The sequence below is a fragment of the Streptomyces sp. NPDC054872 genome (assembly GCF_053610705.1).
The window spans coordinates 108,912-123,121 of sequence record NZ_JBSGYY010000019.1 but is presented as its reverse complement, the minus strand read 5'-3'; the positions used below and the strand labels follow the sequence as shown (position 1 = coordinate 123,121).

Sequence of the window (14,210 nt, the reverse complement as noted above, 5' to 3'; positions counted from 1 at the left end):
TGTCAATTCGCTGGCGCCGTTTGGTCCTCTTGGCCTGCGGCGAGTTGGGGTGAGCCTGCGGCGAGTTGGGGTGAGGGGAGCGCCCGCTCGTCCAGCGCCTGCGCGAATTCCCGCCAGGTGTCCGCGTTCTGCTGTGCCAGCGCGATGACCAGGTCGCCGCAGTGCGGCGGCACGGCGTCGGCCAGCTCGAGCCACTGGTAGACCCCGACCAGGTTGTTCCGCAGCGAGCCGACCAGCCGTCTCCCCAGTTCCGTGTCGAGTATGAGCGGGTCGTGCAGCAGGGGTTCCAGCAGGGATGTCGGCTTCTCCTGCGGCTCCTGCTTCTCGGGCGTCTGGATCTGCCGGGGCTCAGAGGGAGGTTCAGAGGGCGGCTCCGCCGACGGCTCTGGAGCGGTGGCGGCCTGCCGCGTCGACTCGCCGACGACGCTTTCGCCCGCGAGGATCCGCTTGCGGACATCACTCGCCGTGGCCGGCGAGATCCCGGCGATCCGGGCCACTTCCCGCACGGAGGCCTGCCGGTTCTGGGCGATCACCTCTGCCGCCCGGTGCCGGCCTGCCGCCCGGTCGAGCGGCCGGACTCTGCCGTCCTGTCCGGTGCGGGTGTTCAACTCCGTCCGGGACGCAGTTGAACGCCGGATGGCGGCCACGCTCTTGGCGCCAAGACCCGATGCTTGTGCGATCGCCCGATCGGAAAGGTGGGGATGGGAGGCGATGAGCCGTGCTGTCGCCGCACGTCGGTCGGCCAGCGACAGAGGCAGGCCGTGTCGCGAATTCGATTCGATGGCGAGCAGGAAGGCATCGTTCCGTGATAGATCGACGATGCGTGCCTCGATGGTTTTCTGACCTCTGAGGAGGGTGGCCAGAACGCGATGTACGCCGTCGATGACCTGAATGTTCCGCCGGTTCACCAGTATGGGCGGAAATAGTGTGTCGCTCTCTGCGAGTTGCTCAGCGTATTTCCTGTTCTGTCCCGCAAGGCGGGGTGACTCGCTGAACTGCAGCAGCGCTATGGGCAGTTTCGAAATTTCCCCGGACCGGGTCGACGTAATCCGCTCTATATCTGCCGATCCGCTCGCCGACTCGATGTGCGCACTCTTCGTTCCGAACTCAAACAGACTCAAACTATCCCCCGTTGGAGTTTGAGCTACGAATACTGAAATGGATAGGCTATATTCGAGTGGAAAGTCCCGCCGCTATCAGTACGTGAAACATCGACGGACATGAAGATGCGACCGGCCATTTCCCGCAACCCGAAAAAAGCCCTCCCCCTGCCGCACTGCGGTTGCCCCCTTCGCTCCCGCCTTGCTTGCTATTGAGAGAATAGCGTCTGGTATTGACACGTCAACCGCGGTAAATGGAGAACGATCGTCCACTCTTGCGTCATTTCGGGTCGCCGTGGGAGCTGGCGTACGGTTGTGCCCCTGAACGATCAACGGATTCGGAGACCTTGATTATCTGAGGTCGCGTCCACCATGTGGACATGAGGCCTACCAGGGCGTACGAAAAGGATCACGGCCAATCTGAATATGGAGAGTGCCCGCGTCCATTCGGAGCATCCTCAGCCGCCAAGGGAATGGATACGGTCACCATGCAGAATGCCCTCGTGGTCGGCACGGGTTTGATAGGGACCTCCGCCGCGCTCGCCCTGAACGCACGCGGTGTGACCGTGCATCTGCGGGACGCGGATCCCGCTGCGGTCAGGATCGCTTCCTCCCTCGGAGCCGGCACGGTGGAGGCCCCGCGGGAACGCGTGGATCTGGCTGTCGTGGCCGTGCCTCCGGCGCTGGTGCCCGATGTCCTGGTCGGGCTGCAGGCCGACGGCGTGGCGAGGCACTACACCGATGTCGCCAGCGTCAAGGCCGGACCTCAACAGGAGGCTCTTGCCCTCGCCTGTGACACCGCGCGCTACGTCGGCGGCCACCCGATGGCGGGCCGTGAGCGCAGCGGGCCACTGGCCGCCCGGCCGGATCTCTTCGTCGGGTGCAACTGGGTGCTCACACCGACGCCCGACACCGACACCGACACGTTGAACAGCGGGCTCGAACTCGTGGCCCTGTGCGGGGCCGTGCCGGTGGTGATGGAGGCCGTCGCGCACGACCGCGCGGTCGGCCTCGTCTCGCACGCTCCGCACGTCGTGGCGAGCCTGGTCGCCGCCCTCCTGGAACGGGCCGACGAGCGCGCGGTGCGCCTCGCGGGCTCCGGCGTCCGCGACCTCACCCGCATCGCGGCCGCGGATCCGGGCTTGTGGGTGGACATCCTCGGCGCCAACGCGCTGGTGGTGGCCGATCTTCTCGAAGAGCTGTCGGAGGGCATGGACGACGCGGTCGCCGGCTTGCGCGCCATGGCGGCCACCGACGAGGACAAGCGCGACAGCGGCGCACGCACAGTCGAGAACCTGCTGCGCCGCGGTCAGTCCGGGCGCGTCCGGATTCCGGCCAAGCGCGGCGTGCTGCCGGAGCAGTACGAGACGGTGACGGTCGTGATCGGCGACCAACCTGGCGAGTTGGCCCGGCTCTTCACCGATGCCTCGCGCGTCGGCGTCAACGTCGAAGACGTACGCCTGGAGCACTCGGCCGGCCAGTCGACCGGGCTGGTCCATCTGAGCGTGGCCCGGGATCTGATGGATGTGCTGGTGGCGGAACTCCGAAACCGTGAGTGGCGGCAGAGCTGAGCGGCTTCGCCGGCGGTCGGCCGTGCCCGGTCCGCCGGCGCATGCGCTGTTCGGGTCCGCAGGCAGCTGCGCGTCAGTCCGTGCGGACCCGAAGGCGCGTGTCTCACGTGGCCTCCACGGCAGGCGACCGATCGGCTCAGTCCTCGATCCAGCCGTGACTCCCGCCGAACTTCACCAGCTCATGGCGGAGTTGCAGAATCTGATCTGCCGTCAACGACGATCCGGCCTTCAGCAGGAGTTCGGTGATGTCCCGCGTGTACTCCTCGCCGGTGAGCACGTCACACATCGAATACTCGCCGTCCGCAGCCTTGGCCGCCTCACCTCTTTCTCTCGGTGGCGAGGGCACCGGCTTCGCCGAGACGTCCGGCCTGGTCCGCACCGCGGCGGCCGCGGCGGCGGGCGCGGCGGAGGCGGCGGAGGTGTCGGACTCGGCGGAGTCCTGAGCGAGCCTGATGCTCGAGGCCTTCAGTCCGCGCCCACCGTCCTCGACCTCGAATTCAACCGCCAGTCCCGAGCGCAGATACATCTCGGGGATCAGCAGGTCATTCACATGCAGGAAGATGTCCTCACCAGCATCGTCCGGAGCGATGAAGCCGTAACCCCGCGTGCTGTCGAACCGCACCACACGTCCTGAAGTCATACGAACCCCTAACACATCCGGGCCCCTTGCCCGGCCACTGTTCCCACCATGTATCGGCACCGTAGCTTTTCCGCGGACACGGCGGCGTGTCCAGCGATGGTGCTCAACGGCTCGCGAAGTGGCCGGTCCCATCTCCGCGGCCAGCCAACTGGCCTGCGGAGACGTCCACATGATTAAGGCCCACGGCTGCGGTGGCCCTCAATGTCCTAAAGGCGGCCCGGCGGGTGTTCAAGTGCGTATCGCGTCAGTTGAACACGGCTGTGCAGCTGTACGGACTTGTTCCTGAGGAACGTGTCGCGCCATAGTGCGGCGGGTCCTATTGCAGTTGCAGAAAGGCGCATGCGGCGGCACCCAGTCGAAATCCGCCAATTCAAAGTCAGCCCGCCAGGGAGGCAGCTCATGGCTGTGCACGACGTCGAATACGTTGAGCTGTACACGAGCAAGAAGAAGTCGTTCGTCGACTATTTCGTCTCATCCATGGGGTTCAGGCAGACGGCGGAGGCGGTGGGCCCCGACCGGAGTTCCGCCCTGCTGCAGCAGGGCAGCGTGCACATCGTCGTCACCACGGGGCCGGCTACGTGGGAGTTCCTCGGCTCGCACGGGGACGGCATCGCCGATATCGCCCTGGCCTGCGACGACGTCGCCCAGAGCGCGCAAACGGCTGAGGCGGCGGGAGCCACGCTGACCGCCTCCGCGAAGGACACCCGGACCATCGCCGGATTCGGCAGCGTCGTGCACACCCTTGTACCCCGCACCCCCCGCTCGGCCCTCGGCCCGCGCGGGTTCGACTGGAACGCCTTGCCGGACGCGTCGAGCGGTCGATCCGCCGGTCGGATCCAGTTGCTCGACCACATCGCGATCTGCGTGGAGGGTGACTCGCTCGACACGTACGAGGCCTTCTACCGCGACGCCTTCGGACTGTCCCGCTACTCCTCCGAGTACGTGGACGTCGGCGAGCACGCCATGGACTCCGTCGTGGTGCGCAGTTCGTCGGGCCGGGTCACCTTCACCCTCGTCGCACCCGACCAGCGCAAGGGAACGGGCCAACTCGACGCCTTCCTCGAGCGGAACGACGGCCCGGGGGTGCAGCACCTGGCATTCCTCGTGGAGAGCATCGTTCCGGCGGTCCACGAGTTCCAGGACCGGGGGGTCGAGTTCCTGACCGTTCCGGACAGCTATTACGACGGCCTGGCCGAACGCCTTCCGGGGCTGCGGGCGGAGATCGACGTGCTGCGCTCGGCGCGGGTCCTTGCGGACCGCGACGAGTGGGGCGACCTCCTGCAGCTGTTCAGCCGCTCGCCGCATGAGCGCAACACACTGTTCTACGAGCTGATACAGCGCCGCGGCTCCCGCGGCTTCGGCGGCGGCAACATCCGCGCCCTGTACGAAGCGATCGAGCGTGACCGGCTGGCCGCCGAATGAACCACGGTGCCGATGGCGCGGGCGGCCCGTTGACCTTGGCCGACTACGCCGATCTTGCGCGGCGGCGCCTGGACCCGAGTGTCTGGGACTTCATCGCCGGCGGCGCGGGCGACGAGCGGACGCTGGCAGGCAACACGGTCGCCTTCGACCGCGTCCGGCTCCGCCCGCGGGTACTGTCCGGCGTGACGCAGCCCGCCCTCAACACGCGTATACTCGGCCGCACTTGGGCTGCGCCGGTGGGCGTAGCACCCGTCAGCTACCACACGCTGGCCCACCCCGAAGGGGAGGTGGCCACGGCTGTGGCGGCCGGCGCGGCCGGAGTTCCGCTCGTCGTCAGCACCTTCGCCGGACGTACCTTCCACGACATCGCCACTGCTGCCACGGCCCCCCTCTGGCTGCAGCTCTACTGCTTCCGCGACCGCAAGGTGACCCGTGGGCTCGTCGAGCGCGCGGAGGAGGCAGGCTTTGAAGCGCTGGTCCTCACCGTCGATGCCCCCCGGCTCGGCCGCCGGCTGCGGGACGAGCGCAACGGCTTCCGGCTCCCGCCCGGGATCGTGCCGGCCAACCTCTCCGGCACCGGCTTCTCCGCACCTGGCGAGCACGCCCGCGAGGCCTTCGACGCCGCCCTCGACTGGACCGTCGTCGAGTGGCTGCGCTCCATCAGCCCGCTGCCCGTCCTGCTCAAGGGGATCCTGACCGCCGATGACGCACGCCGGGCGACGGAGGAGGGCGCGGACGGAGTCATCGTGTCCAACCACGGCGGCCGCCAACTGGACGGAGCCGCGGCCACCCTCGACGTCCTGCCCGAGGTCGCGGCAGAGGTCTCCGGCCGCTGCACCGTGCTGCTTGACGGCGGCGTCCGGCGCGGTGGCGATGTCCTGGCCGCTCTGGCACTCGGGGCGGACGCGGTGCTGATGGGCCGCCCCGTGCTGCACGGCCTGGCAGCGGCGGGACGCGACGGTGTCGCGGGCGTACTCGGCATCGTGACGGACGAGCTGGCGGACGCGATGACACTCTCCGGCTGCCCCTCGGTTGCCGACGCCGGCGCCGGGCTGGTCTCGGGGAGCGCTGTGCCCCTGGCGCGAGCCGGCGGGCGCCCGGCCGCGGCAGAGCGGCCGCGCACGCATGTCTCCGGGCTGCTGAAGGAGGAGTTGCACGGCAGCGTGTCCGACCCGGTGCTGGACACGATGAACTTCCTCAACGAGATCACGCACCGCTACCCCGATGCGATCTCCTTCGCCCCCGGGCGTCCGTACGACGGCTTCTTCGACTCCGAGCAGCTCTTCACGCACATCCGTCGCTACATGGACCACCTGGCCGCCGCCGGTCGTTCTCCCGCCCAGGTTCGCGACACCCTCTTCCAGTACGGGCCCACCAGCGGGCTGATCCGCGGGCTCGTCGCTGAATCACTGCGCCTGGACGAGGGCATCGACGTGCCGGCCGAGTCCATCGTCGTCACCGTGGGCTGCCAGGAGGCGATGCTGCTCGTCCTGCGCGCCCTGATCGCCGGCCCGGACGACGCCCTGCTCGTCTCCAGCCCGTGCTACGTGGGCATCACCGGTGCCGCACGCCTGCTCGACATCGAGCCGACCGCGGTCGAAGAAGGCGCCGACGGGTTCCGCTGCGAGGCTCTCGAAGCGGCCATCAGGGCCGAGCGCGCCCGCGGGCGCCGTCCCCGCGCCTTCTACGTCATCCCCGACCACTCCAACCCGTCGGGCAGCACCATGGCGATCGACGAGCGGCACGAGCTGCTGAAGCTCGCTGACCGTGAGGACTTGCTCATCCTCGAGGACAGCCCCTACCGGCTGGTGAGCCCGGGACTGCAACTGCCGACACTCAAGTCCCTCGACCGCGACCGTCGCGTGGTCCAGCTGGGTTCCTTCGCCAAGACGCTCCTCCCCGGCGCCCGGGTGGGCTACGCGGTCGCGGACCAGCTCGTCACGGGCCCCTCGGGCAGCACCTGCCTGCTCGCCGACGAGCTCAGCCGGATCAAGAGCATGGTGACGGTCAACACCTCGGCGCTCAGCCAGGCCTTGATCGGCGGAATGCTCCTCGCCGGCGAGGGCGGCGTGACCGAGCACAACGCCGGTACGGCGCGCCACTACGGGGAAGCCATGCAGACCACCCTCCGGGCGCTCGACGCCGCGTTCACCGAAGCCGAACGGGAGGATCTCGGCGTGAGCTGGAACCGGCCGAGCGGCGGCTTCTTCCTCACCGTCACCGTCCCGTTCCCGGCCGACAACGCCGCACTCACGCGCTCGGCCGAGGAATTCGGCGTCATCTGGACGCCCATGTCGTACTTCTATCCGCAGGGCGGCGGGGAGCACACGCTCCGGCTGTCCGTGAGTTACCTGACCCACGCCGACATCCATGAGGGAACCGGTCGTCTTGCACGGTTCATCAGGACGGCGGCGCACTGAAAGGACGACAGAAGTGCTCACCATCGTGCACCGTCTGCTCAGCAAACCCCGCATGTGGGGGTGGACCTTCCGATGACCGCCACCATCACCCGCCCGGCCGGTGGCTCTCTGCCGGCTCCTCCAGAGCTCCAGCCGAAGCCCTTCGCCAACTCCAGCCGCATCATCGGTGTCGGCACCGCCGTGACCGAGGTCTCCTACTCACAGCGCGAGCTGCTCGACCGCTTCCGGATCACCGACCCCAAGATCCGCTCCGTGTTCCTGAACAGCGCCATCGAGCGGCGCTATCTCACCCTCCCGACCCCCGGTACGACGGCGCCCTTCTCCCAGGAATCCCAGGGCGAGTTGCTCACCAAGCACAAGCGGCTCGCCCTCGACATGGGGGCGCGGGCCGTGCGCGCGTGTCTTCAGGACGCGGGCATCGAACTCGCCGACGTCGACTACCTGTGCTGCGTGACCACCACGGGCTTTCTCACCCCTGGCCTCAGCGCGCTGCTCATCAAGGACATGGGCATGGGCGCCGGATGCAGCCGGGTGGACGTGGTGGGCATGGGCTGCAACGCGGGCCTGAACGCGCTCAACGCGACGACGGCCTGGTCGATGGCGCACCCCGGACAGGTCGCCGTCCTGCTCTGTGCCGAGGCATGCTCCGCCGCCTACGTCATGGACTCGACCATGCGCACCGCGGTCGTCAACAGCCTCTTCGGCGACGGAGCCGCCGCCATCGCTCTGTTCGCCGATCCACCCGACGCCGCCGGGCCCGCGCCCGGGGAACTGCCGGCGGAACTCGCGGGATCCTCTGCCGGCCCGTGCCTGCTGGGCTTCGCCAGCCACCTCATCCATGAGGCTGTGGATGCCATGCGCTACGACTGGGACGACGACGCGCACAAGTTCAGCTTCTACCTGGACCCGGACATCCCGTACGTGGTCGGGGCCCATGCGGAGCGGGTGGTGGACCGGCTGCTGGCCGACGCGGGGCTGCGTCGCAGCAGCGTCGACCACTGGCTCGTGCACTCCGGCGGCAAGAAGGTCATCGACGCGGTCCGCATGAACCTCGGCCTCACCCGCGACGACCTGCGGCACACCACGGGGGTGCTGCGCGACTACGGCAACCTGTCGAGCGGATCGTTTCTGTTCTCGTACGAGCGGCTGCTCGAAGAAGGCCGCGTCAGAGCGGGGGACTTCGGCGTGCTGATGACCATGGGACCTGGGTCCACGATCGAGACGGCGCTGGTCCAATGGTGAGGGCGGAGCAGGAGGCAGCGGAGACGAGGCTCCGGGTGGACGGCGGACGGCCGCCGACGTCGGAGGCCATCGCGGCGATCGGTGCCGTATGCGACCGTGCAGAGGACGCCGGGGGACGCAGCCCGGTGATCGTCGAGTTGTCCGGTACCCCGGACCGCGGTTGGACCGGCGAGCTGACGGTGGGTCTTGTCAGCAAGTGGGAGCGAGTCCTGCGCAGGCTTGAGCGGCTGCCCACCACCACCATAGCGGTCGCCGACGGCGACTGCGGCGGCCCCGCTCTGGACGCCTTGCTGGCCACCGACATCCGCATCGCCACCCCCTCATCGCGGTTGGTGCCGGCCATGGCCGACGGGGCCACGTGGCCCGGAATGGTGCTGCACCGGCTCGCCCAGCAGGCAACCGGAACCGCGGCCATCCGGCACGCGGCGCTGTTCGGCATCCCGCTCGACGCCGCGCAGGCGCTGGCGCTGCACCTCATCGACGAGGTGACGGACGACACCGCGGTCGCGGTGGCGGCGGCTGTCGAACGCACCGCCGGATTCGCCGGAACCGAGCTGGCCATCAGGCGGCAACTGCTGCTCGATGCCCACACCGTCCCATTCGAGGAGGCGCTCGGGGCCCATCTGGCGGCCTGCGACCGAGAGTTGCGGCGGATCGCGGCGGAGGCCGCGACGTGACCGGCACCGTACCGGCGCCCGCGCAGCCGGCGCGCACGGGGGAGATGCAGGCGAGTCTTCCCCGTGCTCGCGCGGCGCTCGCGCGCGCGGCACAGCAGTCGGCGGCGTCGCCCCCGGACCGGATGAGGGCGCTGCGCAGCGCCTTCCTCGACGCACATGGCGACGCCGTCTATGCCGAGCTCACCGCGGGCCGCACCCGCGGCCTGCGTCTCGGCGAGCTGGCCGCAGCGGGGGCGGGCGCTTTCCCGGGGCTCGTCCCCTCCGCGGCCGAGCTGGCCGCGGACCGCGCGCTGCCGCAGGCGCAGAAGGCGGGTCACGAGATCGACCTGGGCATCTTCTTCTGCCGGATCCTGCGCTCGCCGTGCTCCGGCGGCCACTTGGTGGACGCCATGCTGCACCCCACCGCGCGGGCCCTGGAGCTGCTGCCCGCGTTCACCGCCACGGGGTGGGCCGACCTCGGCTCCGTGCGGCTGGAGCGCCGCGACGGGGTTGCCCGGCTGACGATGTGCCGTGACGACTGCCTGAACGCCGAGGACGACCGGCAGGTCGACGACATGGAGACAGCGGTCGACCTGGCGCTGCTCGACCCCGAGGTCGAACTCTGCCTGCTCCGTGGGGGAGAGATGACCCACCCCCGCTATGCGGGGAAGCGGGTGTTCAGCTCCGGGATCAACCTCAAGAGCCTGCATGCCGGGGACATCTCGCTCGACGGCTTCCTGCTGCGCCGCGAGCTCGGGTACCTGCACAAGATCTGGCGCGGCGTCCGCGTCGACGACGGCGTGTCCTGGCACGCGCCGGCCCGGCCCAAGCCGTGGGTCGCGGCCGTCGACGCCTTCGCCATCGGTGGGGGGATGCAACTGCTGCTGGTCGTCGACCACGTCCTTGCCTCCTCCGACGCCTACCTCAGCCTGCCCGCGGCCCAGGAGGGCATCGTTCCCGGAGTCGCCAACCTCCGGCTGACCCGGTACACAGGGCCGCGCCTGGCACGCCAGATCATCCTGGAGGGCCGCAAGATCCAGGCAACCGACCCGGAGGCCCGGCTCCTCGTGGACGAGATACACACCCCGGACGAACTGGACCGTGCTGTCGAGGCCAGCCTCGACCGGCTCCGAGGTCCGGCGGTCACGGCGAACCGCAAGATGCTGAACGCCGCGGATGAGGACGTCGACGTGTTCCGGCGCTATATGGCGGAGTTCGCGCTGGAGCAGTCGATGCGCCTGCACAGCGCGGATGTGGTCGACAAGGTCGGCCGCTTCTCCGCCCGGGGCACGTCAGCCGGGCAGAGCGCCTGACACCAGCCGGAGGGGGCAGCCTGCGGGCGTGGGCTGCGGCGGGGCCCCGCTCAGCAGCTGGTGGTTGTGGGGCTGTACATATGCTTGCCGGATGGCTCCGTCGGTCGGGAGGTGCAGGTCATCGGATGGTCCGAGCATTGGAGCCCCACATCATGCGGGCCAGCGGCCCTCATGCGGATACGGGGTCTTCGGGACCGGCCGGCCCAGGAAGGCGGCCAGACGGGCGTAGGGGTCGGGGGAGGACGGGTCGAGGATCAGCAGCGAGTCCGGACGGTCGGCGAACAGGGCGCGTACCTCGGCCAGATGACGGCGGTGGACGTGCCGGAACCGGTCCTCGTCGAATGTGTGGCAGCCGTAGACCGCAGCCCGCAGGAAGAGCTGCAGGGAGAGGTAGCGCTCCCCGTACTCGGTCTTGCGGTGTGGTGGACGGCTCCAGTGCCGGGCGCAGGAGCGCAGCCACAGGGCCTCGTCGCGGACGGTGAGGACGAATTTCGCGCCTGGCCACGCCCGATCGAGCTGGGCGACGTAGGGGACGGTCGTGATGTCGGTGATCCCGTCGTGGCGGGTGAGCAGCGGGAAGCGCGCGTCACCGCGCAGCAGCGTCCGATACGTGTCCTCGTCCGCCGGGTAGTGGACGACGTTGTACCCCAGGACGTGCAGGGCGGCGGTCAGTGACTGGGTGCCGGTGCGCGAGAGGCCGATGCCGAAGACTTTGTGGCCGGGAGGCTCCCCGCCGCTCATCGGCGGCCTCGCAGCGCTTGCCGCAGACCGGCGGGTGTCAGCCGGGAGCGCAGCGCGGCCAGCGGGGCGAGGGGGGTGCTGAGCAGCCGCTGGTCGAGGTAGGGGACCCACCCCGTGGCTCGCAAGGGGTAGCGGGGAGGCCCGGCCGAGAAGCGTTTGGTCAGGACGAACCGGGTGGCGTCGGTGGTGTTGGGCTGCGAGGCATGCAGGTGGTCACCGGCGAACAGGAGGATGTCGCCGGGGTCGAGGGCGAGATCAACCGGATCCCCCGTGTGCTGCCCGGGAAGCAGGGTGTGGCCGTCGTGACGGAGGGGGCGGCGGAAGGCGTCCGGATAGAGGATCAGGCCGTTGCCGCGCTGTACGGGGGTTATGGCCATCCAGAGATTGACGGAGTTCAGGGCTGTGTTGAACCAGGAATCGACATGGGCGTGACGGGGCGTCAGGAAGCCTTCGCGCGAGGCGAATTCCGAGTGATCGGTGACCGTACCGAGCGGAGGCATGATGCGGATGCCGAGGTGCTCGCTGAGGTAGGGGCGGGTATCGCGCGGGGTGATGGCGGCCGTCACGTCGTGCAGGACGCGTCGCCCCAGCGGGCGCAGCCGGGTTTCCAGGTCGGTACGGATCGCCTCGATCGCGCGGGTGTCGGCGTACCGGTGCAGCTCGTCCAGGGGCGCCTCCACGGTCGTGCTGCCCGGCAGCCGGTGGGCCGCGGCCGCGCGGGCGAGCCGTTCGATGTCGGACAGATGGCCGAGGTGGCGGAGCCCACCGGCGAGGACGACGAGATCCCCGGAGAGCACCCGCCGCAGCGCGACGGGATACCCGGCAGGGGTGAGCTCCACCCTGTGCAGCGCGGCGGACCGGACGGGGGTGGGCCCCGAAGGACGGGGGGAGGGCGGGATCACCGGTCGTCTCCTGTCCGCGCGCGACTGCGCCTGTCCGGCGGGTGTACGAGTGGTGCGCCCACCGGGACGGCGGTCCGGCCCGGCGCCGGGGCGAAGATCGGTTCGGCAGCCCGTGCCATGGCCGCCAGACCGTCCATGAACTCGACGCGGGGCCGGAATCCGAAGGCGGCGCGGGCCCGGCCGATGTCGGCGCCGGTGTGCCGGGCATCGCCCGGGACGGCCGGGTGACGGGACAACAGCACCGGTCCGACGAGACGTTCGAAGGCGGCGACGGCCATGTTCATGGAGACCGGGCTGCCACCACCGATGTTGGCGACGCCGGTGAACGGACTGCGGGCCGCGGCGCGCATCGCGGCCACGACATCGGAGACGTACGTGAAGTCGCGGGTCTGCTCGCCGTCGCCGTAGAGCCGGAACGCCTGCCCTCCGCTCGCCGCGGAGAGGAGGCGAGCCAGCGCCATGTCGGGCCGCTGGCGCGGCCCGTAGACCGTGAACAGACGCAGCGCGACCGTCGGCAACCCGTGCACCGTGCGATACAGCTCGCAAAGGTGCTCGCCGGCGAGCTTGGTGACGCCGTACGGGGAGACCGGCCGCGGGTGCGCGGTCTCCGGGGTGGGGCGGCCGAGCGCGTCTCCGTAGACGGAGGAGCTGGACGCGTACACGAACTTGGCGGGCGGGTGGGCGCGCGCGGCCTCCAGCAGGCGCTGCGTGGCGAGCACGTTGCGGTCGTTGTAGAGGGCGAAGTGGTCTCCCCAGGACGGCCGGACACCCGGCTGGCCCGCCAGGTGGTACACGACGTCCGCATCGGTGATCAGCCCGGCCGGGTCGGAGCCCAGCAGATCCACGTGGCGAAAGGTGAAGCGGGGATGGGTCAGGGCGGTTCGCAGATTCAGGCGCTTGACCGCCGGGTCGTAGTGATCGGTGAGGGAGTCGACGCCCATGACCTCGTCGCCGGCCGCCAGCAGGTGCTCGCAGAGATGGGATCCGATGAAACCGGCAGCGCCGGTGACCAGCGCGCGCATCAGCGCCTCCCCGGACGGGCGGCCGGCTCGGCGGCCGGGCGCGGCCCGGCGAACGGGGCCAGCACGCGGTCGGCGCGGTGCCGCCAGGTGTATGTGGCCAGCAACTGGCGGCGGGCCTCAGCCCCCAGAGCCGCTCGGAGGTCCGGGTCGGCGGCGAGCCGGCGGATCGCCCGTTCCCACGCGTCGATGTCGTCGGGTGACACGAGGAGGCAGTTGACGCCGTCGGCCATGACCTCGCGCAGCACGGGCAGGTCGGAGGAGACCACGGGCAGCCCGTGGGACATGTACTCGAACAGCTTCATGGGCGAGACCCATCGGCTGATGTCCCCGACGCCCTGCGCGCAGGCCACGCGCTGCTGGTAGGGGGCCAGCACGACGTCGAACGCCCGGTAGTACGGGTGGAGTCCGGCGGGCGGACGGTGGCCGTGGAAGTACAGGTGGGGCTGGTCGGTGCGTTGTCTCCAGTGCTCCAGGTCGGCCTCGGTGCCGCCGACGACGTGGAAGTCGGCCTCCGGCATCCGGTCGGCGAGCGCCAGGATGATGTCGGTGCCGCGGCCCGGGTACAGATGGCCGACGTAACCGATCCTGAGCGCGTCCGGCCGCCCGGGGAGAACGGTGGCCGGTCCGGGCGGGGGCGGGTCGGCGCAGTCGGACGCGGTGACCTGTGCCGGTCCGCCGGCGGCGCGCAGCGCGGGGAAGGCGCGCGCGTAGTCGTCGGCCAGTGCCTGCGAGACGAACACGACACCGCGCAAGGACCGGCTGCGCAGCAGCAGGCGTTCGACCGCCCGCTCCCGACGGCTGTCCCACAACAGGTGGGTTTCGTAGACGCTTGGCGCCAGGCCGCCGGCGGCCACGAGTGCGCGCAGGTCGCGGCCGTACACCGCGTCGGGCACACCGTCGCGACGGATCGCGCGGCGCACCTGCCAGGCGCGCAGCCAGGGGCCGAGCAGCGGCAGCCGGGGCATCGGGAAGGTCCGTACGGGGAAACGGTTGCGGGTGCCGTAGTAGGCATGGACGTCGTCGGAGGTCATCTCGCCGCGCAGGGCGTAGAGGCGCACGTCGTGCCCGGCGTCGGCCAGCGCGTCGCACATGCGCATGACGTGGACGCCGTTGGCGTAGACCGACGGGATGCTGCCGGAGTGCAGGTAGGCGATGCGCATGCGACGGTCCTCCGGGCGGTG

Annotated in this window: 12 protein-coding genes; 6 read left to right on the top strand and 6 right to left on the bottom strand. The window is 70.0% G+C overall.

Features of this window, described 5'->3' with window-relative positions; genetic code table 11:
- Positions 1-2: 2 nt before the first annotated feature.
- Entirely contained in the window at positions 3-1,121 is a 1,119-nt protein-coding gene (locus ACWGIH_RS23970; protein WP_453442923.1) for a ParB/RepB/Spo0J family partition protein, read from the bottom strand.
- A gap of 452 nt (positions 1,122-1,573) precedes the next feature.
- On the opposite strand from ACWGIH_RS23970, the gene ACWGIH_RS23965 reads away from it, so the two are divergent.
- Positions 1,574-2,671 carry a prephenate dehydrogenase gene (locus ACWGIH_RS23965; RefSeq protein WP_453442921.1) on the top strand — a complete coding sequence of 366 codons (1,098 nt, stop codon included), beginning with the start codon at positions 1,574-1,576 and terminating at the stop codon, positions 2,669-2,671.
- 136 nt (positions 2,672-2,807) lie between these two features.
- On the opposite strand, the gene ACWGIH_RS23960 is transcribed toward ACWGIH_RS23965, so the two are convergent.
- Complete coding sequence (locus tag ACWGIH_RS23960; RefSeq protein WP_453442919.1) at positions 2,808-3,311, bottom strand: cold-shock protein; 504 nt, start codon at positions 3,309-3,311, stop codon at positions 2,808-2,810.
- Positions 3,312-3,710: 399 nt separating this feature from the next.
- On the opposite strand from ACWGIH_RS23960, the gene hppD reads away from it, so the two are divergent.
- The 5 genes from hppD (at position 3,711) to dpgC (ending at position 10,364) form a co-directional block, all read left to right on the top strand.
- Entirely contained in the window at positions 3,711-4,733 is a 1,023-nt protein-coding gene (gene hppD, locus ACWGIH_RS23955; RefSeq protein WP_453442917.1) for a 4-hydroxyphenylpyruvate dioxygenase, read from the top strand.
- 29 nt (positions 4,734-4,762) lie between these two features.
- Positions 4,763-7,153 (top strand): aminotransferase class I/II-fold pyridoxal phosphate-dependent enzyme, encoded by a 2,391-nt coding sequence (locus ACWGIH_RS23950; RefSeq protein WP_453442915.1) that lies wholly within the window; start codon positions 4,763-4,765, stop codon positions 7,151-7,153.
- A gap of 72 nt (positions 7,154-7,225) precedes the next feature.
- Positions 7,226-8,395 carry a 3,5-dihydroxyphenylacetyl-CoA synthase DpgA gene (gene dpgA, locus ACWGIH_RS23945; protein ID WP_453442914.1) on the top strand — a complete coding sequence of 390 codons (1,170 nt, stop codon included), beginning with the start codon at positions 7,226-7,228 and terminating at the stop codon, positions 8,393-8,395.
- On the top strand, positions 8,389-9,072 hold the full coding sequence (gene dpgB / locus ACWGIH_RS23940) for an enoyl-CoA-hydratase DpgB (protein WP_453442912.1): 684 nt from the start codon (positions 8,389-8,391) through the stop codon (positions 9,070-9,072). The genes dpgA and dpgB overlap by 7 nt, the downstream gene beginning before the upstream one ends.
- 44 nt (positions 9,073-9,116) lie before the next feature.
- On the top strand, positions 9,117-10,364 hold the full coding sequence (dpgC, locus tag ACWGIH_RS23935) for a (3,5-dihydroxyphenyl)acetyl-CoA 1,2-dioxygenase DpgC (RefSeq protein WP_453443192.1): 1,248 nt from the start codon (positions 9,117-9,119) through the stop codon (positions 10,362-10,364).
- A gap of 150 nt (positions 10,365-10,514) precedes the next feature.
- On the opposite strand, the gene ACWGIH_RS23930 is transcribed toward dpgC, so the two are convergent.
- The 4 genes from ACWGIH_RS23930 to ACWGIH_RS23915 are packed head-to-tail and all read right to left on the bottom strand — an operon-like array spanning position 10,515 to position 14,189.
- Positions 10,515-11,105 (bottom strand): sulfotransferase family protein, encoded by a 591-nt coding sequence (locus ACWGIH_RS23930; RefSeq protein WP_453442910.1) that lies wholly within the window; start codon positions 11,103-11,105, stop codon positions 10,515-10,517.
- The gene (locus ACWGIH_RS23925; RefSeq protein ID WP_453442909.1) at positions 11,102-12,007 is read right to left on the bottom strand and encodes a phytanoyl-CoA dioxygenase family protein; all 906 of its coding nucleotides are present in this window, start codon (positions 12,005-12,007) and stop codon (positions 11,102-11,104) included. Before ACWGIH_RS23925 ends, ACWGIH_RS23930 begins: the two co-directional genes overlap by 4 nt.
- On the bottom strand, positions 12,004-13,029 hold the full coding sequence (locus ACWGIH_RS23920) for an NAD-dependent epimerase/dehydratase family protein (RefSeq protein ID WP_453442907.1): 1,026 nt from the start codon (positions 13,027-13,029) through the stop codon (positions 12,004-12,006). Before ACWGIH_RS23920 ends, ACWGIH_RS23925 begins: the two co-directional genes overlap by 4 nt.
- On the bottom strand, positions 13,029-14,189 hold the full coding sequence (locus ACWGIH_RS23915; RefSeq protein WP_453442906.1) for a glycosyltransferase family 4 protein: 1,161 nt from the start codon (positions 14,187-14,189) through the stop codon (positions 13,029-13,031). The genes ACWGIH_RS23920 and ACWGIH_RS23915 overlap by 1 nt, the downstream gene beginning before the upstream one ends.
- Positions 14,190-14,210: the final 21 nt, after the last annotated feature.

Coding starts and splice junctions, on each gene's coding strand:
- ACWGIH_RS23965 (WP_453442921.1), top strand. CDS start 1,574: ATGGATACGGTCACCATGCAGAATGCCCTCGTGGTCGGCACGGGTTTG.
- ACWGIH_RS23960 (WP_453442919.1), bottom strand. CDS start 3,311: ATGACTTCAGGACGTGTGGTGCGGTTCGACAGCACGCGGGGTTACGGC.
- hppD (WP_453442917.1), top strand. CDS start 3,711: ATGGCTGTGCACGACGTCGAATACGTTGAGCTGTACACGAGCAAGAAG.
- dpgA (WP_453442914.1), top strand. CDS start 7,226: ATGACCGCCACCATCACCCGCCCGGCCGGTGGCTCTCTGCCGGCTCCT.
- dpgB (WP_453442912.1), top strand. CDS start 8,389: ATGGTGAGGGCGGAGCAGGAGGCAGCGGAGACGAGGCTCCGGGTGGAC.
- dpgC (WP_453443192.1), top strand. CDS start 9,117: ATGCAGGCGAGTCTTCCCCGTGCTCGCGCGGCGCTCGCGCGCGCGGCA.
- ACWGIH_RS23930 (WP_453442910.1), bottom strand. CDS start 11,105: ATGAGCGGCGGGGAGCCTCCCGGCCACAAAGTCTTCGGCATCGGCCTC.
- ACWGIH_RS23920 (WP_453442907.1), bottom strand. CDS start 13,029: ATGCGCGCGCTGGTCACCGGCGCTGCCGGTTTCATCGGATCCCATCTC.
- ACWGIH_RS23915 (WP_453442906.1), bottom strand. CDS start 14,189: ATGCGCATCGCCTACCTGCACTCCGGCAGCATCCCGTCGGTCTACGCC.